Genomic DNA, 21014 nt, shown 5'->3' with positions numbered 1-21014 from the left:
TTTTTAGGTCTTCAGCTTTTTGTAATGCATCCGATGTGGTGCGGCGTCTTCCCCTTTGCGCTGTACAAAGTCTTCGTGGTATTCGGTGTAGTTGCCTTCGAAGAAGACCGCTTCACTCTCACCCTCATAGGCGAGGATATGGGTAGCTACGCGGTCCAGGAACCAGCGATCGTGTGAGATTACCAGGGCGCAGCCGGGGAAGTTGAGCAGGGCCTCTTCCAGGGCGCGTAGGGTTTCGATATCCAGGTCGTTGGAAGGTTCGTCGAGTAGCAGTACGTTGGCGCCCTGCTTGAGGGTGTAGGCCAGGTGCAGGCGTCCGCGCTCACCGCCGGAAAGTTCACCTACGCGCTTCTGCTGATCCCCACCCTTGAAATTAAAGCGGCCAACAAAGTTGCGTGAGCCCACTTCGTAGTTGTTGATCTTTAGCATATCGTGGCCGTCGGAGATCGCTTCCCATACGGTCTTGCTATCATCCAGGTTCTCGCGGCCCTGCTCCACATAAGCGACCTTGACGGACTCACCAATATTGATTTCGCCGGAGTCGGGCTGTTCAGTGCCGGTAATCATGCGGAACAGGGTGGATTTACCGGCGCCGTTACCGCCGACAATGCCCACAATCGCACCTTTGGGTACGCGAAAGGTGAGATCGTCGATCAACAGACGTTCGCCGAAGCCTTTGCTCACCCCTTTAAATTCAATCACATTGTCGCCGAGGCGCTCACCGGGCGGAATATAGATTTCGTTGGTTTCGTTGCGGGACTGGAAGTCCTGGGATTGCATTTCCTCGAGGCGAGCGAGACGAGCCTTGCTCTTGGATTGGCGACCCTTGGGATTCTGTCGGGCCCATTCCAGTTCTTTTTGCATGGCTTTGGCGCGGGCCTGCTCGCCGCGCTGTTCCTGCTCTAGACGCTTCTCTTTCTGTTCCAGCCAGGTGGTGTAGTTACCTTCCCAGGGAATACCGTGGCCGCGGTCCAGTTCCAGAATCCAACCGGCGACGTTGTCGAGGAAGTAGCGGTCGTGGGTGATGGCTACTACGGTGCCGGTGAAGTCGTGCAGGAAGCGCTCCAGCCAGAATACGGATTCGGCATCCAGGTGGTTGGTGGGTTCGTCCAGCAGTAGCATATCGGGGCGGGAGAGCAGCAGCCGGCACAGGGCCACACGGCGCTTTTCACCACCAGATAGATTGTTAACGTCGGCGTCCCAGGGGGGCAGGCGCAGGGCATCTGCCGCGACTTCCAGGCGGTGCTCCAGATTGTGGGCATCCCAGGCCTGGATGATGTCTTCGAATTGCTGTTGTTTTTTCGCCAGGGCATCGAAGTCGGCGTCGGGCTCGGCGTAATCCGCGTAGACCTGCTCCAGGCCTGCGAGGGCGTCGATGGCTTCGCGCACACCGTCTTCCACATTGCCACGCACGGTTTTACTGGCGTCGAGCTGGGGTTCCTGGGGCAGGTAGCCCACTTTGATACCGGGCATGGCGCGGGCTTCGCCGTTAAAGTCCTGATCAACCCCAGCCATAATACGCAGTAGGGTGGATTTACCGGCGCCATTTAGGCCCAGTACGCCAATTTTGGCGCCGGGGAAGAAGGATAGAGAGATGTCCTTGAGGATCTCGCGCTTGGGGGGCACTACTTTGCCCACCCGGTTCATGGTGTATACGTATTCGGCCATTTGAGCTTCCGTAATGGGTGTTGGAATCGGTCAGAATTTGCGCGCAACTTATCAGTTTGCGTAAAAAGTGCAACCGCACCCCAGCGCTTGTCGCCACTGTACCCGCGTGTGGCTGACGCCGAATCTGATATGTGATTAACTGCGACGCTAACTAGTACAAGTGCAATAAGATAGAAAGCAATGGATCAGGACTCCCCGGTATTGTTCTCCCGGCGCGGCGCATTGGCGATCGCGACCCTCAACCTGCCCAAGGCGCTGAATGCGTTGAATCTGCAGATGATTGATCGACTCTCGGCACAATTGGATGATTGGGCTAGGGATGATGAAGTGGCTGCGGTGTGGATCGATGGCAGTGGCGACAAGGCTCTCTGCGCCGGCGGCGATGTGGTTGCGTTGTACGAGCAGTCGGCAGCCTACGGCGAGAGCCCGGACTATAGCTACCCTAGTGATTTCTTTTCTCGCGAATATCGCCTGGATTACAAAATCCATACTTATACCAAACCGATCGTGGTTTGGGGTGGGGGTATCGTTATGGGTGGGGGGATCGGCATTATGGCCGGCGCCAGCCACCGTATCGTCACTGAAACCACGCGAATGGCGATGCCGGAAATCACGATTGGCTTATTTCCCGATGTGGGCGGCAGTTGGTTTTTAAATCGTATGCCCGGTCGCCTGGGCCTTTTCCTGGGATTGACCGGGGCCCAGTTTAACGGTGCGGATGCCCTGTTTGTCGGTATGGCCGACCGCATTATTGCCCAGGCGCAGCGTGAGCCCGTTTTGGCCGCGCTGGCTGAACTGGAATATTCACTGGATAGCGATGTTAACCATCAATTAATCAGCCACTGCCTTAAGCTCCAGGAGCTCCCCGTTTTGCAGCGGCCCGAGTCGGTGCTACGCGAGCACTTTGACCAGATCCAGCAACTCACGGATTTTGCCAGTCTGCCTGAGGTCTGTGCGGCAATCAGCACTTACCAGGGTGAGGATAAGTGGCTGCAGCGCGCCGCAACCACACTGGCCGGCGGCTCACCGCTGACACCCTGGGTGGTGTGGGAACAGTTGCGCCGCGCGCGCCATCGGTCTCTCGCCGATGTGTTCCGCATGGAGTTGGTACTCGCGGTGAACCTGTGTGCCAGTGGCCACTTTAAAGAGGGGGTGCGGGCCCTGTTGGTCGATAAGGATCGCGCGCCTAAATGGCGACCTCAGTACTTGACGGAGATTATTCCACAACAGCTGGCGGACTGCTTTGCGGCGCCATGGAGCGGGGCGCATCCGCTTGCGGATTTATAAAGCGACCCGGGCCGCTTTACGCGCGGGATACCAACAACAAAATATGGAGTGGCATTTATGGAAAAAATAGCCTTTTTTGGTCTGGGTAATATGGGTGGCCCAATGGCTGCCAATCTGGTGAAAGCCGGTTACAGGGTAGCGGCTTTCGATCTGAATTCTACAGCACTGGAGCAGGCGCGGCGGGATGGCTGCACACCCTGTGACTCTTCTGTGCAGGCCGTTGATGGTGCCGGCATTGTGATTTCTATGCTGCCCAGTGGCGAGGCCGTGAAGGGGCTCTACCTGGGTGAGGAGGGTCTGTTACAGAGGCTTCCTGCAAATACTTTGGTTATCGATTGCTCCACTATTTCTGCAGAAGATGCTCGCCTTGTGGCTGAGGCTGCGCGTGAGCGGGGCCTGCGCGCTATCGATGCGCCGGTTTCCGGCGGTACCGCCGCTGCTCAAGCGGGCAGCATGTGCTTTATGTGCGGGGGTGAGGAGGCGGTAATTGATGCCGCGCGTGCGCCACTGCAGGCGATGGGGGTTAAGATTTTCCACGCCGGTGCAGCAGGGGCGGGGCAGGTGGCAAAAATTTGTAACAATCTGCTGCTGGCGATTCATATGACAGGCACCGCCGAGGCGCTGCAGCTCGGCGTCGATAAAGGGTTAGACCCCAAGGTATTGAGCGAGATCATGACCGCGAGCTCTGGCAATAACTGGTCCCTGGCTAATTACAACCCTTACCCCGGTGCCATGGAAAATGTACCCGCGGCCAATGGGTATGCCGGTGGCTTCAGCGTGGCGCTGATGCTGAAAGACCTGGGGCTTGCCATGGATGCTGCCGCGACCAGCGCTTCCTCCACACCCATGGGCGCGCTGGCGAAAAATTTATATCAATTGCATGGGGCCAGTGCCGAGAATCAGCCGTTGGACTTCTCCAGTATCCAAAATATGTTTCGCCGTCCGGCGGGAGGCTTAAGCTGGTAGGGTTGGCCGGTCTTATCCCCTAAGCTTCTCTTGCTTTCTCCCCGACTGATATCGGCAGAAGCCGGGGAGAAAGCGTTGTCATCTAACGGTAAAAGTTGGCACCAGTTCGCAAAATTGGCAATAGGTACCAAATAGAGCCGCCCTCCCAGTTCCTTCGCTGTAACTCTGTCGCTATCTTCGCCGCCCGGTTCGGGATCCTTTAAATTTTGGCTAGACATGGCGCAACAGGGCGTTCGCTGGTTTTCACTCTGCGAAATTCAACTGCTTGATTTGGATCAAGCTTTGGCTCGTGGCCAGCGGTTAACCTGCCTGCGACTTGTGATTGTGCCTGGAGGGGGCCTTCCTGAGCCGGGAAAATGCTAAATCGCTATATGGAGAAGTTGATGAATCGTATAACTGCTTGTGCAACAGCCGCCTTGACCGCCGTACTTTCTGCACCGGTACTGGCCTATGAAGAGGGCAGCTTTATTGTGCGCGGTGGTATGGCCACAGTAGCACCCGACACCAATTCCAGCGCACTTTCCATAAATGGAGATGCACAAAATGGTACTGGTGTGGATGTGGAAAATGGCTCGGCACTGGGCCTGACCGGTGTGTATATGTTCCGCGACCACTGGGGTGTGGAACTGGTAGCCGCTACGCCCTTTAGCCACGAGATTAACGCAGAGGGCCTGGGAGCGACTTTTGAACTGGGTGAAACCAAACACCTGCCGCCCACCCTGCTGCTGCAGTGGTACCCTATGGAACCACAGTCTGCAATCCAGCCCTACGTGGGCTTGGGGGTAAACTACACCGCTTTCTTCGATGAGGAAATCACTAGCACAGGTAATGCGACTCTTAAGAGTCTCGGTGCCAGTGGTGATTCCAAGCTGTCCCTGGATAATTCCTTCGGTCTGGCCGCCGAAGCCGGTATCGACTTTGCCTTTGGCGCCGACCAGCGCTGGCTTTTCAACATGTCTGTGTTCTGGATGGATATCGAGACCGATGCCACTGTCAAGGTACCAGGCTTGGGTAAAGTGACTGCCAATGTAGATATCGATCCGCTGGTCTATATGGCGGGTCTTGGCTACCGCTTCTAAGGTAGCGACACTCTCGTTTTTGGGGTGGGGCAGTTGCTGTGGTTTTCTCTGTGAGAACTCGGCAGCTGCCTTTTAGTTTGTGCGGGGGGCTGTCGCAAACGATTGATTGAGGTTGTCGAGATATGATGCAAGAGACAAAGAGCAATATGGGTGGTTTGTCGGAAGAGCTGCTGTCCCGTTACAGTGGACCCTGCCCACGCTACACCTCCTACCCCACCGCCGACCGGTTCAAACCCCTGGATGGCAGCATCCGCCCCTGGGATACCTTGCAAGATATTCACAGCCTATCTCTGTATGTTCACATCCCCTTTTGCCGCTCACTTTGTTATTTCTGTGCCTGTAACAAGGTAATCACCTCGCAATATGGCCTCGCCTCCAGCTACTTGGATAATCTGTTGCAGGAAGCGCGTTGGTATCGGGACAAAGTGGCACAGGTGCCCGTCACCCAGTTGCACCTGGGGGGAGGCACGCCCACTTTCCTCAGTGATGGTGATATGCGTCGCCTGATGGAAGGGCTTGGTGAAATCTTCAATTTGCACCCTGGCGACGGGGTGGAGTACAGCATCGAGGCCGATCCGCGCACTCTCGAGCTGGAGACTTTGGATACCCTGCGGGAACTGGGTTTTAATCGCCTCAGTCTTGGGGTCCAGGATTTTGATATCGATGTGCAGAGATCCATTAATAGGATTTGTAGCGCTGATCAGGTAACCGAGCTGACGGTTGCGGCGCGCGAACGAGGGTTCGAGTCAATTTCCTATGATTTGATTTACGGCCTGCCCAAACAAAATCTCAACAGCTTGCACAGTACCCTGGATAAAGTACTGGATTTGCAGCCGGATCGTATCGCCCTCTATCACTATGCACATCTGCCACACCGTTTTAAGGCCCAACGCCTTATCGATACCGAATTGATTCCCTCCTCCACAGAAAAAGTAGCCATGCAGTTGGCGGCGGTGGCGCATTTGGGCCATGCTGGTTATGAATTCCTCGGTATGGACCATTTTGCCCGCCCAGGCGATGAATTAGCCAAGGCCGCACATGCGGGGATGCTGCAGAGAAATTTCCAGGGCTATACATTAATGCCCGCGGATGCCCTCGTAGGATTAGGGGCATCGGCAATCAGCTACAGCCGCAATGGCTTTTGGCAAAATTTGCACCGTCTGAAGGACTATACCCAGGCGGTGGGTGAGCGAGGCAACGCAGCCAGTCGCGGGTGGCTGATGAATGATGAAGACAAGCTGCGCCAATGGGTGATTACCGAGCTAATGTGTCGCCTGCATCTGGACAAAACTGAAGCAGAGTGTCGAGCTGGAGTGCCCTTTGACGAGTATTTTCACGAGGAGCTTCAGCGTCTTCAGCCTATGTTTGACGATGGTCTTATTTATCAGGATGAAAAAACGATCGTCGTCACCGAACAGGGGCGTTGGTTCGTACGCAATGTTGCCTCGGCTTTTGATATGTATTTACACAACCAGCAAACGGATGCGCAATATTCCCGAGTTCTTTAATTCTCTGCAGGAGACGATCGAGGGCACAGCGGGTACAATAGCCGCAAATTAGTTTACCGGCTGGTTTCGTATGATGGACTCCTCAGTAGCGGTTAGCTGCAGCAACTGCTCCGTTAGACGTTTGTGTCTGCCCGCGGGATTATCCCAGGCAGATATTGATCGATTGGAGCAGGTTACGCGCCGCAAGAAAATTGTAAAAGCTGGCGAGACGCTGTATCGATCCGGTGATCCTTTTGCAAACCTGTATGCTATCCGTTCCGGCAGTTTTAAAACCGTCGTTATCGCAGCGGATGGCGATACCCAGGTAACCCACTTTGCCCTACCGGGTGAATTATTGGGGCTGGATGCCTACAGCAGTCGCGTTCACCCCAGTTACGCCGAGGCCCTGGAAGATAGCAGTGTTTGCCTTTTACCTTTTACCCAGTTGGAATTGCTGGCCCATCAGGTATCTGCATTGCAGCAACAAATTTTCAGTATTTTTTCTGAGGAGCTGCGCCAGGAAAACGATATTTTACTGCTTTTGGGCAAGCGCTCAGCCGACACTCGTTTGGCAGCATTACTGATAAATATTTCCAGCCGTTACGCTCGTCGTGGATATTCCCACAGCGAATTTGTTCTCTCGATGCCACGTACCGATATTGCCAATTATCTGGGGTTGACGGCCGAAACCGTGAGCCGATTATTTTCGCGCTTCCAAAAAGAAAAACTGATCAAGGTGAGTGGCCGTGCGGTAGAGATACTGGATTTGGTGAGTTTGAGTGAGCTTGCGGGTACCCACTGCGGCTATGATGACGATTAAATCATTGGCCTGGCCATGCTCTGGGCCAGGCCAATGATTCTTTAAAGTGCTTCGATAGTATCTATCCACTTCTGTTTTTCACTATCGGTAAGATAGCTGGCTTTGAAACTATTGATGGCCAGGCGTTTAGCTTGTTCTCTCGTCATGCCCAGGCTTTCACTTAGTGCCAGATAATTTCTATTTACATAGCCGCCGAAATAGGCCGGATCATCGGCGTTCACAGTGACGCACAATCCGCGCTCCAGCAGGCCCAAAATGGGATGCTGGCTCATATCATCGTACACACAGAGCGCGGTATTGGAGAGAGGGCAAACAGTGAGGGGAATTTCCTGTTCCTTCAGGCGCTCAATCAGAGTTTCATCTTCCACACAGCGAACCCCGTGATCTATCCGGCTGACTTCGAGTAAATCCAGGGCTTCCCTTATATATTCTGCCGGTCCTTCCTCGCCCGCGTGGGCAACACGCTCTAAACCTAACGCCTTGGCCATAGCAAATACTTTTTGAAATTTACTGGGTGGGTGACCTAGCTCGGAGGAGTCCAAGCCCACGCCCTTGATAAATTCCAAGTGGGGTTTGGCGGACTCCAGTGTGGCGATGGCGTCCTCTTCACTCAGGTGGCGAAGGAAACAGAGAATCAATTGGCTGCTCATTCCCCACTCTGACTCTGCGGCTTTTAGCGCACGGTGAATCCCCCGAATAACCACGCCAATATCAATGCCTCTTTCGGTATGGGTCTGGGGATCAAAGAAAATTTCTGTGTGTACAACGTTATCTTCGCGACAGCGCTGCAGATAGGCCATGGTCAGGTCGTAAAAATCCTGTTCGTGGATAAGTACCGAGGCGCCTTTATAGTAAATATCCAGGAAGGACTGCAAATTATGAAATTTATAGGCGGCTCTGATTTCATCAATACTGGAGAAGGGAATCCCAATATTGTTGCGCCTGCTGAGCTCAAACAGCAGCTCCGGCTCCAGGGAGCCTTCAATGTGCAGGTGTAGCTCAGCCTTGGGCAGGGCCTTAATAAAATCCAGGTCGGCGATACTCATAGTAATAACTGTGTTAGGGGGTGGGTTTGGGGGCTGTTGCGGGAGCCAGGGGCTACCTTTATCGAACAGCGGCATTAAATCCGGCAATGGTAACAGTTTCTCCTGGGTGGCTGAAAAGCCGGCCAATGCCCAGGTACAAGAAAACCCATTGTGATGGTATGAGAGAAAGACTTGTCAGCATATAGGTAAACTAAGAAGTTTACTTGTTCGCAGGGGGATTGAGACATCGGAGCAAGGTTATGAGTAAGGTTGTGCTGATTACCGGAACATCTACGGGGCTGGGTTTGAGTTTGGCGATTAAAATGGCTGAACTGGGATATTGTGTCTATGCCACTATGCGGGATTTAGCGAAGGCTACCCCGTTGCAGGAGGCCGCTGAGCGCGGTGCTGGACTCAAGGTTTTGCCACTGGATGTGCAAAATATGGACACTATCCAGCGCTGTGTGGATACGATTATCCGGGAGCAGGGACATATCGATATATTGATTAATAATGCCGGTGCCGGTTTTGTAAAGTCCACAGAGATGGCCTCTGAAGCAGAGATCCACTGGGTGATGGATGTGAACTATCTGGGCGTGGTGCGCTGTACCAAGGCTGTACTCCCCTATATGCGTAAAGCCCGTAGTGGCCGGGTTGTTAATATTTCCTCGGTGGGAGGGCTGGTGGGGCAGCCTTTTAACGAGTTGTACTGTGCGGCCAAATTTGCCGTGGAGGGCTATACCGAGGCCATGGCCAGCTATATCCAACCTAGCTTCAATATTTTATTTACAGCCGTTGAGCCCGGCGGCATCTATTCAGAATTTGCCAACAGTATTTTGTCCCAGTTGCAAGCAGAGGGTGGCGTGCCTGAGGGGGATTACCGGGATGTCTTTGAGCAATACCTGCAGAGTATCCAGGGGCGCACAGCAGAACAAACAGCCCGCCTTTACCAGAGCACAGAGCAGGTGGCACAAGTGGTTTTGCAGGTCATTGAGAGTGATCAGCCGCCGGTGCGGGTGCGCACCTCCACTTGGGCCAATGAGTTTTGTGCTTATAAAACAGAGGCAGACCCAAGTGGTAAGGCACAGCAGAAGATGGTGATAGATACCATGTTGCGAAGGAATCCGTAAAGCACCTGGAGATCGCGGTAGCCCGTTCACGGCATTGTTGGCTCGTGGATCACAACAAGTAATACCCTTTGGTCAATTATTCCCTGCAAAAATGGCAGATAAAATATTTTAATTTTTCAGGAAATGAAAGTTTTTTAAGGAAATGAATGGATCTTTTCTGGGAAAATGTTCTATGGATTTTGATGTTTATTTGTGGATAGAGACGCTTCTCCCTATTGCCGATACAATTGTGAAAAGTGTTATCCGGCCACTTGGGTATGATTGACTCATCAGTAGCGGTAAGTTGCAGTAATTGTTCTGTCAGGCGTCTGTGTCTACCGGCAGGCCTTTCCCTGGAGGATATTGCTCGTCTTGAGCAAGTCACTCGAAAAAAGAAAGTGATCAAAGCGGGAGAGTCTCTCTACCGCCCAGGGGACTCATTTCAAAATCTTTATGCCATTCGTTCAGGCAGTTTTAAAAGTGTAATTATTGCTGCAGATGGCGATACGCAGGTAACACATTTTGCCCTGCCAGGGGAGTTGCTCGGACTCGATGCCTACAGCAAGCAAGTGCATTCGAGTTATGCTGAGGCACTTGAAGACAGTAGTGTTTGCCGATTGCCATTTGTGCAATTGGAAATCCTGGCTCAGCAGGTTCCGGCCCTGCAGCAACAGATATACAGTATTTTCTCTGAGGAATTACGCCAGGAAAATGAAATATTAATGTTGTTGGGAAAGCGTTCCGCAGACACTCGCCTCGCTGCATTGTTGATCAATATTTCCAGTCGTTACGCCAGTCGCGGTTATTCACACAGTGAATTTATTCTCTCTATGCCGCGTACAGATATTGCTAATTACCTGGGGCTGACAGCAGAAACGGTTAGCCGGTTATTTTCACGCTTTCAGCGGCAGAACCTTATCAGGGTAAATGGCAGGGTCGTGCAGGTAATAGATTTACTTGGGCTTAGTGAATTGGCTGGGACTCACTGCGGTTATGAAGGCGATATATAGTTGAGGCTATGCGTGATAGGGCTTGTGAGGGTTGCTTTCTGAAGGGAAAGCGTGTGACTTTACTGAGCTGAAAGAGTTTTACGAAGAAAAAAGGGGGGCGTAAACGCCCCCTTAATCCACTACTTATCAGGAGTGTGTGGAGAAAGCTAATTCCTTGCCGGTACCGCTTTTCTTTGACTCTTTTTCTAGAGCCTGAGAGAGCCAATCCATGGCCTTATGCTGTTTTTCGAAGTAGCGCACTTCGCCACTGACAAACCATCCTCCAACTTTAGTGGCTAGCTCTTGCCAGCCCTCATCGCCTAGCACGGCTATTCGGTAGAATTCATTGCCGTGTTTTAGGGTCAGTTTAAGTTCATCCCAGATAGCATGTAGACCCCACCCTTCAAAATCTCTGAGATCTATCAGCATTCGTACTTGCGGTTTTTTTACTCCCGCAAGCGCGTATTCGAGCAGGGGCGTGATGTGCTCGTAGTCTTCGTGTGTAAGTTGGCCGATGGCTTTAATGTACAGGAAGAAATCGCTGTTCATTCTCTCCATGCCAATAGAGATTCCGTGGCGCTTGATTTGCATCTTTCCTCCTTGTTGAATTGGCGACCAATTTTAACGCTTTATGCGAAGGCTTTTATCGGTTGTTCTGGTTGCGTAAGGTATTCGTGTAAAGACTCATAAATATTTTTGGTGCTTTTGTTGAACAATGGGTCCTTAATTTCTTCTACTTGCCTGCGTATCTGCTTCCAGTCTTCCACCTGTAGGTATTGCTCTATTTGGGGGAATATTATTGAGTTTTCCAGATCGATATGGCTGCGTTGAAGCTGCAGGTAAGCCCGGCTGGCTCCTTGTAAAACTCTTCGTTCCACCATGGCATTATTCGCAACAGCATAAAAAAGTGCACACATATGCTTGGTGGTTGCTGCAATTTGTTCGTGCTGCATTTGCGCTTCATAGATCGCATTGCGATCATGTACCGGCTTAGTGAGAAGCCGGGCCAGAATTAGGTCTTCCACCGGATGATGATACCTGTCTGGATAGACAGAAAAATAATCCAGTGCATCCAAAATGAGCGAGAGGGTATTCGGATCTCTCTCACTATCTCCAAAAAGGTCCTGCAGAAGATGTTCAAAGGCGTTGAGCATTTGCTGCATGTTTTTATGGTCTAAACAGAGCTGTCGGTAGATGCTATTCATCCCAGACCTCCGCGATCAGTTTCGAGACTTATTGTTGCTCGGCAGGGGGGGAGAGAATTGATGTGGATCAAGTGGGGGAAAGTTTCACTATTTAGCGGGAGGCTTTTGGCGCAGTTAGGCAAGTGCAACGCCGCGGAGGCTCGAGCGGGTCGGCTGCAGGAATACTTTTCTTGCCGTTATTAATTCATGGCGTGATACCGTCCAGTGCGAAGAACTCGCGTTGAAGGTTGGTGCGATACTGACAGAGTCGTGTATCTGACCCAGTGTTCCGTTTGTTTGGGCAAGAAGACCGAGGGATTCACGCTCGGTACTGAATTTTTGTTTAGTGTCTCTGTGGTCAGCAATCTGTGGTCAATACATAAGCCTTACCCGAGGGGTTGGGCCTTCTCTTCAATCGGAGGAGGCTGTGCTTCCCCCGTCCTTTCCAGCTTGTAAGGCTGCTCCTTGCAACTCTTTTAGCGCACGGTTTCAGTCGTTCTCTATTCAGGTAAGTGAGCACTTGCATACATCTCGTTGGAATCTATAATCCGCCGCCTTTATATATCTTCATAAGTAAGGGGAAGGTGATGGGTTTTGGTATTAGATCCTTGGTTGCCGTTGTGGTTTTAGCATGTTCCACAGCTGTTCAGGCAGAAGGCGCCTATGTCGGAGCTGTTTTTGGTGTAATGAACACCGATGTCAGCGGGGATGATAGCCCCCTCAATGCCGGCATTCGTGCGGGGTATAGCTGGAATTCCGGTTGGGGCCTGGAAACAGAACTCACTAATTCTGTAGTCGAAGGTGAGTTCAATTACCACTACTGGGGCGCAGAGAATTACTCTCTGGCGACCCAGGCGATTTATGCAACTTACCGTTCCGAGGGTGATATTTATCTCAAGGGTCGCCTTGGTTACCTCCGTGAAGAGCTGGAGATTGATCACTTTGGCGAATACTCGGATAGCGGTGCGTCTGCGGGCATTGGTGCCGGATTTAAGCTGACCGAGCGGGTTTTGTTCGAGACGGAATACACCTTTATTGAGTCTGACGTGGACTATTGGTCGGGCTCTTTGGTTGTTCGTTTTTAAGGCAGTCATTTTTTCTAAGCGCGGCCATTGGGCTGCGTTTGCGTTTTTGCGCAATACCTCGAGCCTTGGTGTACAATGCGCGCCTTTCTAAAATGCTCAGGATTGTTTGAGTAGCCAGTGCGACCTGTTGGCGCCTGAGGCCAAGTTGCAAGGCCTGAGCACAGTGGTTTCGAGTTCACAAGTCTCTACTCAGCCCGCATTACCGAGGGAACACCATGTTTGATTCATCTGTCACGCTCGCTTCTTACGACCCCGAAATCTGGGAAGCTATCTGCGAAGAAGATTCTCGCCAGGAAGACCATATTGAGTTGATCGCCTCCGAGAATTACACCAGCCCGCAAGTCATGGAAGCCCAGGGCAGCAGCCTCACCAATAAATATGCAGAGGGCTACCCAGGGAAGCGTTACTACGGTGGCTGTGAGTATGTGGATAAGGTGGAAACCCTGGCGATTGAGCGTGCCAAGGCGCTGTTTGGTGCCGACTACGCCAATGTGCAGCCGCACTCCGGCTCTCAGGCCAACTCCGCGGTATACCAGGCCCTGTGTGCTCCCGGCGACACAGTGTTAGGGATGAGCCTGGCCCACGGTGGTCACCTGACCCACGGTGCCCGCGTCAACTTCTCCGGCAAAATCTACAACGCGGTGCAGTACGGTTTGAACCCGGAAACCGGCGAGGTGGATTACGAAGAGGTGGAGCGTCTGGCTCTGGAACACAAGCCGAAAATGATTGTGGCCGGTTTCTCCGCTTACAGCCGAGTCATGGATTGGGCTCGCTTCCGCGAGATCGCCGATAAAGTGGGTGCCTACCTGTTTGTGGATATGGCGCACGTGGCCGGCTTGGTTGCTACCGGTGAATACCCCTCGCCAATTGCGCACGCAGATGTGGTGACTTCCACAACCCACAAAACCCTGCGCGGACCGCGCGGCGGCATTATCCTGGCCCGCGCCAACGAAGACATCGAGAAGAAGCTGAATTCAGCCGTATTCCCCGGTGGCCAGGGCGGCCCCCTGATGCACGTCATTGCGGCAAAAGCGGTTTCCTTCAAAGAGGCCATGACCCCGGAATACAAGGCTTATCAGAAGAAGGTCGTAGAAAATGCCCGCGCAATGGCAGAGACCTTCCTCGATCGCGGTATTAACATTGTGTCCGGCGGTACGGATGACCACCTGATGCTGGTTGACCTGATTGGTAAAGAGTACACCGGTAAAGACGCCGATGAAGCTCTGGGTAATGCCAATATCACCGTAAACAAGAACGCGGTGCCCAATGATCCGCGCTCGCCCTTTATCACTAGCGGCCTGCGTGTCGGTACTCCGGCCATTACCACGCGCGGTTTTGGTGTAAAGGAAACCCAGCAACTGACGCACTGGATCTGCGATATTCTGGACGCACTGGAAGGTGGCGATGTAGCGGCGACCATCGCCGATGTGAAGCAGAAGGTGCTGGAAATCTGTGCACAGTTCCCGGTGTACAAGAAGGCCTGATCGGCCTTGTAAAGAAAAGCGGCTCGGCGAGCCGCTTTTTTTATGGCTGTAGTCGGGCGCTGCACCGGCGCAGTGCGCTGTGCAGTCACAGGGTGCAGCGGCTGTGGTAAACTGCGGGCCATTTTCCACTCCCCTGGGGACGATCCCACATGCACTGTCCTTTCTGCAGCGCAGAAGAAACCAAAGTAGTTGATTCCCGCCTGGTGGCCGAGGGCGATCAGGTGCGCCGCCGGCGCGAGTGCCTCGAATGCCATGAGCGCTTTACCACCTTTGAAACTGCCGAACTGCTGTTGCCCAGAGTCATCAAGCAAAATGGCCAGCGCGAACCCTTCAATGAAGACAAGTTACGCGCGGGTATCCAGCGCGCAGTAGAAAAACGCCCGGTCAGTATTGAGCGGGTGGAATCCGCAGTCTCCCAGATCAAGCACGCCCTGCGCGCAACCGGTGAGCGAGAGTTGCCCGCAAGGGCTATCGGTGAGTTGGTCATGGAGCAGTTGCGTGAGCTGGATCAGGTGGCCTATGTGCGTTTTGCCTCTGTATATCGGCGCTTTGAAGATGTCAGCGAGTTCAGTGAAGAGATTGAACGCCTGACCAGTAAGGAAAACCAAACGCAATGACTCAATCTGCTGTAGAGAGTGCCCGGGCACTTATGGGCCGCGCTATTCAGCTGGCGGAGCGCGGACTCTATACCACCATGCCCAATCCCCGGGTAGGTTGTGTGATCACCGATGGTGAAGGCAATCTCGTTGCCGAGGGCTGGCATAAGCGCGCAGGTGAAGCTCACGCTGAAATCGAAGCTCTGCGTGTCGCCGCTGAGCGGGCTCGCGGAGCCACGGTGTATGTGACCCTTGAACCCTGCAGCCATACCGGCCGCACCGGGCCCTGCGCCGAGGCGCTGGTAAAGGCCGGGGTTGCCCGGGTGGTCTACGGCATGGAAGATCCAAATCCCGAAGTTGCCGGCAGTGGCCTGCAGAAATTGCGCGATGCGGGCATTGAAGTGGAAGGGCCGGTGCTCGAAGAGCGCTGCCGTGCCCTCAACCCCGGTTTTATCAAGCGCATGACGTTGGGTTTACCCCTAGTGCGCAGCAAGTCCGCGATGAGCCTGGACGGTCGCACCGCCATGGCCAGCGGGGAATCCAAGTGGGTGTCCGGCCCCGCTGCGCGCGCCGATGTGCAGCGCCTGCGTGCGCGCAGCTGCGCAATCGTGACCGGGGTCGAGACAGTGCGTGCCGACAACCCGAACCTGAATGTGCGCGCCGATGAGATGGCATTGGAGCTGCTCGAAGCTGAGCAGGCGGCGGAAGTGCAGCCCCTGCGGGTAATTGTCGACAGCGAGCTGCGTACACCGGCGAGAGCCTTTATTTTACAGGGGGATGCCCCCACACTGGTGTGCACCACTGAGCGCGCCGATACTGAGCGTCGCGCGCGTATTGAGCAGGCCGGTGCCGAAGTGGTCGTTTTGCCCCAGGACAAAGAGGGCCGGGTTGATCTGTTGGCTCTGCTAAAAGAGTTGGCGCGGCGCCAATGTAACGAGGTGTTGATTGAAAGCGGCGCGACGCTCTCCGGTGAGTTCCTGTACCGGGGGCATGTAGACGAGTTGATTGTCTACCTCGCCCCCAAGCTGCTCGGCAGCACTGCACGCCCGCTGTTTGAATTGCCGATCGAGCGCATGGGCTCGATTCTGCCGATAACGATTACCGATATGCGCGCGGTCGGACACGACTGGCGCATTACCGCAACCACGGATATCGAGCGCTGATGTTTACCGGAATTATTGAAGCCGTTGGCGAGATTGCTGAGCTGAATCCCCAGGGTGGTGATCTGCGGGTGCGGGTCAGGAGCGGCAAGCTGGATCTTGCCGATGTACAGCTGGGTGACAGCATCGCCACCAATGGTGTCTGTCTCACTGTTGTGGGCCTGCCCGGCGATGGTTACTGGGCAGATGTCTCTGCGGAAACACTGGATGTGACCAGTGTAGGCCGCTGGAAAAAAGGCGATCGGGTCAATCTGGAAAAAGCCCTCACACCGCAAACCCGCCTTGGCGGCCATATTGTCAGCGGCCATGTGGATGGCATCGGCGAGGTGGTGTGGCGTAAATCTGAGGCCCGCGCCGAGCGTTTTCGACTGCGCGCGCCGGATAACCTGGCCCGCTATATTGCCCACAAGGGATCGATTACCGTCGACGGCACCAGCCTCACGGTGAATGCGGTGGATGGCGCTGAGTTTGAACTCACCATAGTGCCGCATACCCTGCAGGAAACCATTATGCAGGCTTACTCGGCCGGCACCCGGGTCAATTTGGAAGTGGACTTGATTGCGCGCTATTTAGAGCGTCTGCTCCTCGGTGAGGAGGCTGCGCAATCCAGTAGCAGTAGCCAGGGTATGACCCTAGAATTTCTTGCCCAAAACGGGTTTTACAAGCGCTAGCTGGCCCCATCCCGGCATGCCGCGCCAGTGAGGGCGGGTGAGTGTCACTGCAGGGAAAGCCACTCAATTTGCAATTGATAAATTTATCCAGAGTTAACAATGGAACTAAATACAGTTGAAGAACTGATCGACGATATCCGCCAGGGCAAGATGGTGATCCTGATGGACGACGAGGATCGCGAAAACGAGGGTGACCTGGTGATGGCGGCGGAGCAGGTGCGCGCCGAAGACATCAACTTTATGGCCACCCACGCCCGCGGCTTAATCTGTATGCCTATGTCCCGCGAGCGTTGCGAGCAACTGGACCTGCCGCTTATGTCGCGGGATAACGGTGCCCAGTTCAGCACCAACTTTACCGTTTCCATCGAAGCCGCCGAAGGTGTGACCACGGGTATTTCTGCTGCAGATCGCGCCCGCACTGTGCGCGCTGCGGTTGCCAGAAATGCCAAGGCCAGCGATATCGTACAACCCGGACATATTTTTCCGATTATGGCGCAACCCGGCGGTGTTCTGAGTCGCGCCGGGCATACGGAAGCGGGTTGTGACCTGTCCCGCCTGGCGGGTTTCGAGGCGGCGGCGGTGATCGTTGAGATCATGAATGAAGACGGCACCATGGCGCGCCGCCCGGATTTGGAGCAGTTTGCCAAGGAGCACAACCTCAAGATCGGCACCATCGCCGATCTGATCACCTACCGCGCTCTACACGAAAAGACCGTCGAGTGCGTGAATGAGCGCAAAGTGCGTACCGAATTCGGTGAATTCAAGCTGCTTACCTACCTCGACAAGGCGCGTCGTGAGCGCCACTTCGCCTTTATCAAGGGAGAGCCCACGCCAGAGGAGCCAACTCTGGTGCGTGTACATGTGGGCAACACTCTGCGCGATGTACTCACGATTCAGCGCGGTGATGAGAAATTTATCCCCTGGACTTTCCGCCGCGCGATGCAGCGCATCGAGAAAGAGGGCAAGGGTGTGGTGGTGTTGATTTGTCACAACGAGACGACCGAGGAAATCGAAGAGAGTATCGACTGGCTGATCAGCGGTAAGCAGCAGCGCCCGAGCCAGGACTTGGTATACAAGCAAGTGGGAACCGGCTCGCAGATATTGCGCGATCTCAAAGTGCGCAAGATGCGCTTGATGAGTGCGCCGTTTAAGTTCAGCGCTATTTCCGGCTTTGAGCTGGAAGTGGAAGAATACCTGAACGTCGAAGAGTAACAGTACAGCAATGCCCCGGCACTTTCGTCGCTGCGCGGGATTGGGAAAAATACGGATTAATAATTATGAGCAATATTCAAGTGATTGAAGGGGATTTTGTCGGCAGCACTGGCAAGTACGCACTGCTGGTGAGCCGTTGGAATAGCTTTGTAGTGGAGAGCCTGAAAGATGGCGCCCTCGATACTTTGCGCCGCAAGGGGATCAAGGATGAGGACATCACCATCTACTACGCACCGGGTGCTTTCGAATTCCCGCTGGCCGCGCAGAAGCTGGCTGAGAGCAAGAAATTCGATGCGATTATCGCCCTGGGCGCGGTGATTCGCGGCGGAACCCCGCACTTTGAATATGTGGCCGGTGAATGTACGAAAGGCCTGGCCCAGGTTTCCCTCAACACGGGAATCCCGGTGACCTTCGGTGTACTCACCGTGGACTCCATTGAACAGGCCATTGAGCGCTCCGGCACCAAGGCTGGCAACAAAGGCTGTGAAGCCGCCGAAACCGCACTGGAAATGGTTTCACTGCTCGGCAAAATTTAATTGCCACAGCGCCGGCCAATGATGCCGGCACTGCCCACTCTGAGAAGTATTTACCGGAAAAGATAATGACCGTAACTGCATCCGCTCGCCGCAAGGCGCGCCACTACGCCATGCAGGCGCTCTACCAATGGCAAATGGCTGGCGCCAGTCTCAATGCCATTGAGGCCGAGTTCCACGCCGACAACGATATGAGCAAAGCCGACGTGGCCTATTTTCGCGATATTTTCCACGGGGTCGCCAAGAATCTCGACGAAGTGGAAGGCGCTTACTCCAGTCACCTGGATCGCAAAGTGGAAGACCTGGACCCGGTATCCCGTGCTCTGCTGCGCATGGCAACCTACGAACTAAAAAGCCGTATCGATGTACCCTACAAAGTAGTGATCAACGAAGCGGTGGCCCTGGCGAAGAAATTTGGTCCTACCGATGCCTTCAAGTATATCAACGGTATTCTGGATAAAACTGCCGCAGACCTGCGTTCTTCGGAAGTGACCGCTGACAAGAAATCCTGAAGTCAACGCTATGGGAACTGCGCCGGGCGAGTTTGAAATTATCCGCGATTATTTCGCCAGTGCCGCACAGGGCGAGGGCGTTGTGTTGGGAATTGGCGATGATTGCGCGCTTTTACAAGCACCTGCCTCGGGCCAGCTGGCCACCTCCATGGACACCCTGGTGGCGGGCCGGCACTTTCCTGAGGATGCGGACCCCGCGGCGATCGCCGCGCGCGCGCTGCGGGTAAACCTCAGCGATTTGGCCGCCATGAATGCCCGCCCTCTGTGGTTCACTTTGGCATTGACCCTGCCTCGCAGTGATGCGCAGTGGCTGCGCCAGTTTGCCGATGGCTTACTGCAGACTGCCGCGCAGTTTGGTGTTTCCCTGGTGGGGGGCGATACGACCGCAGGTCCCTTATCGATCACACTTCAGGTGATCGGACACACGGAAATGCCTCTGCGCCGGGACGGCGCCTCCCCAGGTGATCATGTCTATATCAGTGGCCCCCTCGGCGCCGCCGCCGCTGCCCTGCCGGTGATTCTGGGAGAGCAGCGGGTAGATCCTGAGACACAGCGCCAGGCCGAAGCGGCCTACTTTTTTCCAGAGCCCCAGTTTGCCTTGGCCTCGGCCATTTCCGAGTTAGCCAGTAGCGCCTTGGATATATCCGATGGTCTACTGGCGGATCTGGGACATATCTGTGTGTCCAGTGGTGTCAGTGCCGATGTTTATCTGGAGCAGCTGGCCGTTGCCCCCCTGGCGCAGGCACTCGCCGGAAAGGAGGCCCTGGAACGGGCGGCGACTGGTGGCGATGATTATCAGCTGTGTTTCACTGTGCCCCAACAGCAGGTAGCGAAATTAAACAAGCTGGACCTGGAGATATTTGCGATCGGTATCCTCACCGAGGGCGATGCCGGGGTGCGCTGTTGGCATAATGGCAATCCCTGGCAGGTATCCTCCACGGGATATAAGCACTTTTAAGTGGCATTGGCCGGGAAGAGCCGGAAATAAAACGATGAGCATAAAAAACCCAAGTTTCTCCCAGCTTTTGCGTGATCCCTCTCTGATGCTGGCATTTGGCTTTGGTTCGGGTTTGGCGCCGAAGGCGCCGGGCACCTTTGGCACCCTGGCCGCGATTCCCTTCTGGTGGCTGATGAAGGATCTCTCCCCGCTTTGGTACCTGGGAATCCTTGTGGTGACGGGCCTGCTGGGTTGTTACCTGTGCGGCACGGCCGCGCGCAAACTGGGGGTCCACGACCACGGGGGAATTGTCTGGGATGAAATGGTGGGCTATTGGCTGACCATGTTTCTAGCTCCGGTAGGCTGGGGTTGGGCCCTGTATGGTTTTGTACTATTTCGCCTGTTCGATATCGCCAAGCCCCCGCCGATTGGTTGGGCGGATCGGCGTGTTCAAGGTGGCGTCGGGATTATGCTGGACGATATACTGGCGGCTGTTTACGCGGGCTTGGTGTTGCAAATCACTGCGTGGTTTATGGGTGCTTAGCAGATAGGGATTATCGATGCGAAAGGCATTTTGGCTTTTGTTGGGTGTACTGATTTCCTGCGCAGCTAATGCCCAGCAGGTACAGCTGAAGGGCCTGTTTGGCGATAGTGCCATGTTGGAGATTGACGGTCGGCAGCACATTCTCAAACCGGGGAAAAAATCACCGGAAGGGGTGAGTCTCCTTGAGGCGACCACTAGCTACGCCCGCATTCGTGTGAATGGGCGAGAGCAAAAACTGACACTCGATGCGCCGATCGCGGCCAGTTATGCCCAGGCCGAGCGCGCCGAGGTGCGTTTGATGGGGGATCGTCGCGGCCACTTTAATACCGAAGCCTGGATCAATGGTATGCGGGTTGGGGTGATGGTGGATACGGGGGCGAGCACCCTGGCGATCAATTACCCTACCGCCCAGCGTCTCGGTTTAAATCTCAGCGGTGCCAAACGTATACCGGTGTCGACGGCAAGCGGTATGACCAGTGCTTATTTGATCAATCTCAGCAGTGTCACCATCGGTGGCATTAAATTGCACAATGTAGAAGCTACCGTGCACACGGATAACTTTCCCCAAGTGGTACTTCTGGGAAACAGTTTTCTCGGCCGGGTAGATATGCAACAGCAGAGTGGTGTGCTGATACTGCGCGCCCGCAACTGACTTGAAGAGGTTTT

The 21014-nt window shown here is 54.4% G+C and carries 22 protein-coding genes; 18 read left to right on the top strand and 4 right to left on the bottom strand.

Annotated elements, in window-relative coordinates; translation table 11 throughout:
• Nucleotides 1-3 precede the first annotated feature (3 nt).
• Complete coding sequence (gene ettA, locus ACCI51_RS01560; protein WP_299579843.1) at nucleotides 4-1668, bottom strand: energy-dependent translational throttle protein EttA; 1665 nt, start codon at nucleotides 1666-1668, stop codon at nucleotides 4-6.
• Nucleotides 1669-1848: 180 nt separating this feature from the next.
• On the opposite strand from ettA, the gene ACCI51_RS01555 reads away from it, so the two are divergent.
• The 5 genes from ACCI51_RS01555 to fnr (ACCI51_RS01535) all read left to right on the top strand — a co-directional run bounded on the left by ACCI51_RS01555 (nucleotide 1849) and on the right by fnr (ACCI51_RS01535) (nucleotide 7307).
• A complete protein-coding gene (locus tag ACCI51_RS01555; protein ID WP_371842352.1) occupies nucleotides 1849-2955 on the top strand; it encodes an enoyl-CoA hydratase/isomerase family protein in 1107 nt (368 codons plus the stop codon).
• Between the two features lie 57 nt (nucleotides 2956-3012).
• Complete coding sequence (gene mmsB, locus ACCI51_RS01550; protein ID WP_371842351.1) at nucleotides 3013-3921, top strand: 3-hydroxyisobutyrate dehydrogenase; 909 nt, start codon at nucleotides 3013-3015, stop codon at nucleotides 3919-3921.
• Nucleotides 3922-4304: 383 nt separating this feature from the next.
• Nucleotides 4305-5000 (top strand): OmpW/AlkL family protein, encoded by a 696-nt coding sequence (locus ACCI51_RS01545; RefSeq protein ID WP_371842350.1) that lies wholly within the window; start codon nucleotides 4305-4307, stop codon nucleotides 4998-5000.
• Between the two features lie 122 nt (nucleotides 5001-5122).
• Entirely contained in the window at nucleotides 5123-6508 is a 1386-nt protein-coding gene (gene hemN / locus ACCI51_RS01540; RefSeq protein WP_371842349.1) for an oxygen-independent coproporphyrinogen III oxidase, read from the top strand.
• A gap of 70 nt (nucleotides 6509-6578) precedes the next feature.
• Complete coding sequence (gene fnr / locus ACCI51_RS01535; RefSeq protein WP_371842348.1) at nucleotides 6579-7307, top strand: fumarate/nitrate reduction transcriptional regulator Fnr; 729 nt, start codon at nucleotides 6579-6581, stop codon at nucleotides 7305-7307.
• A gap of 41 nt (nucleotides 7308-7348) precedes the next feature.
• On the opposite strand, the gene ACCI51_RS01530 is transcribed toward fnr (ACCI51_RS01535), so the two are convergent.
• On the bottom strand, nucleotides 7349-8353 hold the full coding sequence (locus ACCI51_RS01530) for an adenosine deaminase (protein ID WP_371842347.1): 1005 nt from the start codon (nucleotides 8351-8353) through the stop codon (nucleotides 7349-7351).
• Between the two features lie 239 nt (nucleotides 8354-8592).
• Between ACCI51_RS01530 and ACCI51_RS01525 the strand changes: the two genes are divergently transcribed.
• Nucleotides 8593-9462: an SDR family oxidoreductase gene (locus ACCI51_RS01525; RefSeq protein WP_371842346.1), complete on the top strand. Its 870-nt coding sequence runs from the start codon at nucleotides 8593-8595 to the stop codon at nucleotides 9460-9462.
• Between the two features lie 257 nt (nucleotides 9463-9719).
• The gene (gene fnr / locus ACCI51_RS01520; protein WP_371842345.1) at nucleotides 9720-10451 is read left to right on the top strand and encodes a fumarate/nitrate reduction transcriptional regulator Fnr; all 732 of its coding nucleotides are present in this window, start codon (nucleotides 9720-9722) and stop codon (nucleotides 10449-10451) included.
• A 126-nt stretch (nucleotides 10452-10577) separates the two neighbouring features.
• Here the strand turns inward: fnr (ACCI51_RS01520) and ACCI51_RS01515 are convergent, their stop codons facing one another.
• Nucleotides 10578-11021, bottom strand: a complete 444-nt coding sequence (locus ACCI51_RS01515) for a SpoIIAA family protein (RefSeq protein ID WP_371842344.1) — start codon at nucleotides 11019-11021, stop codon at nucleotides 10578-10580.
• 38 nt (nucleotides 11022-11059) lie between these two features.
• Nucleotides 11060-11635, bottom strand: coding sequence for a hemerythrin domain-containing protein (locus ACCI51_RS01510; protein ID WP_371842343.1), 576 nt, complete (start codon nucleotides 11633-11635; stop codon nucleotides 11060-11062).
• A gap of 566 nt (nucleotides 11636-12201) precedes the next feature.
• On the opposite strand from ACCI51_RS01510, the gene ACCI51_RS01505 reads away from it, so the two are divergent.
• The 11 genes from ACCI51_RS01505 (at nucleotide 12202) to ACCI51_RS01455 (ending at nucleotide 21000) form a co-directional block, all read left to right on the top strand.
• The gene (locus ACCI51_RS01505) at nucleotides 12202-12699 is read left to right on the top strand and encodes an outer membrane beta-barrel protein (protein WP_371842342.1); all 498 of its coding nucleotides are present in this window, start codon (nucleotides 12202-12204) and stop codon (nucleotides 12697-12699) included.
• A gap of 215 nt (nucleotides 12700-12914) precedes the next feature.
• Nucleotides 12915-14183, top strand: coding sequence for a serine hydroxymethyltransferase (gene glyA, locus ACCI51_RS01500; protein WP_299579805.1), 1269 nt, complete (start codon nucleotides 12915-12917; stop codon nucleotides 14181-14183).
• Nucleotides 14184-14332: 149 nt separating this feature from the next.
• Nucleotides 14333-14800 carry a transcriptional regulator NrdR gene (nrdR, locus tag ACCI51_RS01495; protein WP_299579802.1) on the top strand — a complete coding sequence of 156 codons (468 nt, stop codon included), beginning with the start codon at nucleotides 14333-14335 and terminating at the stop codon, nucleotides 14798-14800.
• Complete coding sequence (gene ribD, locus ACCI51_RS01490; RefSeq protein WP_371842341.1) at nucleotides 14797-15942, top strand: bifunctional diaminohydroxyphosphoribosylaminopyrimidine deaminase/5-amino-6-(5-phosphoribosylamino)uracil reductase RibD; 1146 nt, start codon at nucleotides 14797-14799, stop codon at nucleotides 15940-15942. Before nrdR ends, ribD begins: the two co-directional genes overlap by 4 nt.
• Nucleotides 15942-16610 (top strand): riboflavin synthase, encoded by a 669-nt coding sequence (locus ACCI51_RS01485; RefSeq protein WP_371842340.1) that lies wholly within the window; start codon nucleotides 15942-15944, stop codon nucleotides 16608-16610. Before ribD ends, ACCI51_RS01485 begins: the two co-directional genes overlap by 1 nt.
• A 99-nt stretch (nucleotides 16611-16709) precedes the next feature.
• Nucleotides 16710-17822 carry a bifunctional 3,4-dihydroxy-2-butanone-4-phosphate synthase/GTP cyclohydrolase II gene (gene ribBA / locus ACCI51_RS01480; RefSeq protein ID WP_299579793.1) on the top strand — a complete coding sequence of 371 codons (1113 nt, stop codon included), beginning with the start codon at nucleotides 16710-16712 and terminating at the stop codon, nucleotides 17820-17822.
• A 65-nt stretch (nucleotides 17823-17887) separates the two neighbouring features.
• Nucleotides 17888-18358, top strand: coding sequence for a 6,7-dimethyl-8-ribityllumazine synthase (gene ribH, locus ACCI51_RS01475; RefSeq protein ID WP_299579790.1), 471 nt, complete (start codon nucleotides 17888-17890; stop codon nucleotides 18356-18358).
• Between the two features lie 65 nt (nucleotides 18359-18423).
• Entirely contained in the window at nucleotides 18424-18867 is a 444-nt protein-coding gene (gene nusB / locus ACCI51_RS01470; protein ID WP_299579787.1) for a transcription antitermination factor NusB, read from the top strand.
• Nucleotides 18868-18877: 10 nt separating this feature from the next.
• Nucleotides 18878-19825 carry a thiamine-phosphate kinase gene (gene thiL / locus ACCI51_RS01465; protein ID WP_371842339.1) on the top strand — a complete coding sequence of 316 codons (948 nt, stop codon included), beginning with the start codon at nucleotides 18878-18880 and terminating at the stop codon, nucleotides 19823-19825.
• 34 nt (nucleotides 19826-19859) lie between these two features.
• Nucleotides 19860-20348, top strand: coding sequence for a phosphatidylglycerophosphatase A family protein (locus tag ACCI51_RS01460; RefSeq protein ID WP_371842338.1), 489 nt, complete (start codon nucleotides 19860-19862; stop codon nucleotides 20346-20348).
• 16 nt (nucleotides 20349-20364) lie between these two features.
• A complete protein-coding gene (locus tag ACCI51_RS01455; RefSeq protein ID WP_299579778.1) occupies nucleotides 20365-21000 on the top strand; it encodes a retropepsin-like aspartic protease family protein in 636 nt (211 codons plus the stop codon).
• Nucleotides 21001-21014: the final 14 nt, after the last annotated feature.

Source organism: Microbulbifer echini, from assembly GCF_041447225.1.
Lineage (GTDB): Bacteria > Pseudomonadota > Gammaproteobacteria > Pseudomonadales > Cellvibrionaceae > Microbulbifer > Microbulbifer echini.
Note: the sequence above shows the minus strand (reverse complement) of the source record. Positions and strands in the feature narration are given on the sequence as shown.

Bases quoted from the DNA above. Each gene is read 5' to 3' on its own strand.
- ettA (WP_299579843.1), bottom strand. From the start codon at position 1,668: ATGGCCGAATACGTATACACCATGAACCGGGTGGGCAAAGTAGTGCCC.
- ACCI51_RS01555 (WP_371842352.1), top strand. From the start codon at position 1,849: ATGGATCAGGACTCCCCGGTATTGTTCTCCCGGCGCGGCGCATTGGCG.
- mmsB (WP_371842351.1), top strand. From the start codon at position 3,013: ATGGAAAAAATAGCCTTTTTTGGTCTGGGTAATATGGGTGGCCCAATG.
- ACCI51_RS01545 (WP_371842350.1), top strand. From the start codon at position 4,305: ATGAATCGTATAACTGCTTGTGCAACAGCCGCCTTGACCGCCGTACTT.
- hemN (WP_371842349.1), top strand. From the start codon at position 5,123: ATGATGCAAGAGACAAAGAGCAATATGGGTGGTTTGTCGGAAGAGCTG.
- fnr (WP_371842348.1), top strand. From the start codon at position 6,579: ATGATGGACTCCTCAGTAGCGGTTAGCTGCAGCAACTGCTCCGTTAGA.
- ACCI51_RS01530 (WP_371842347.1), bottom strand. From the start codon at position 8,353: ATGAGTATCGCCGACCTGGATTTTATTAAGGCCCTGCCCAAGGCTGAG.
- ACCI51_RS01525 (WP_371842346.1), top strand. From the start codon at position 8,593: ATGAGTAAGGTTGTGCTGATTACCGGAACATCTACGGGGCTGGGTTTG.
- fnr (WP_371842345.1), top strand. From the start codon at position 9,720: ATGATTGACTCATCAGTAGCGGTAAGTTGCAGTAATTGTTCTGTCAGG.
- ACCI51_RS01515 (WP_371842344.1), bottom strand. From the start codon at position 11,021: ATGCAAATCAAGCGCCACGGAATCTCTATTGGCATGGAGAGAATGAAC.
- ACCI51_RS01510 (WP_371842343.1), bottom strand. From the start codon at position 11,635: ATGAATAGCATCTACCGACAGCTCTGTTTAGACCATAAAAACATGCAG.
- ACCI51_RS01505 (WP_371842342.1), top strand. From the start codon at position 12,202: ATGGGTTTTGGTATTAGATCCTTGGTTGCCGTTGTGGTTTTAGCATGT.
- glyA (WP_299579805.1), top strand. From the start codon at position 12,915: ATGTTTGATTCATCTGTCACGCTCGCTTCTTACGACCCCGAAATCTGG.
- nrdR (WP_299579802.1), top strand. From the start codon at position 14,333: ATGCACTGTCCTTTCTGCAGCGCAGAAGAAACCAAAGTAGTTGATTCC.
- ribD (WP_371842341.1), top strand. From the start codon at position 14,797: ATGACTCAATCTGCTGTAGAGAGTGCCCGGGCACTTATGGGCCGCGCT.
- ACCI51_RS01485 (WP_371842340.1), top strand. From the start codon at position 15,942: ATGTTTACCGGAATTATTGAAGCCGTTGGCGAGATTGCTGAGCTGAAT.
- ribBA (WP_299579793.1), top strand. From the start codon at position 16,710: ATGGAACTAAATACAGTTGAAGAACTGATCGACGATATCCGCCAGGGC.
- ribH (WP_299579790.1), top strand. From the start codon at position 17,888: ATGAGCAATATTCAAGTGATTGAAGGGGATTTTGTCGGCAGCACTGGC.
- nusB (WP_299579787.1), top strand. From the start codon at position 18,424: ATGACCGTAACTGCATCCGCTCGCCGCAAGGCGCGCCACTACGCCATG.
- thiL (WP_371842339.1), top strand. From the start codon at position 18,878: ATGGGAACTGCGCCGGGCGAGTTTGAAATTATCCGCGATTATTTCGCC.
- ACCI51_RS01460 (WP_371842338.1), top strand. From the start codon at position 19,860: ATGAGCATAAAAAACCCAAGTTTCTCCCAGCTTTTGCGTGATCCCTCT.
- ACCI51_RS01455 (WP_299579778.1), top strand. From the start codon at position 20,365: ATGCGAAAGGCATTTTGGCTTTTGTTGGGTGTACTGATTTCCTGCGCA.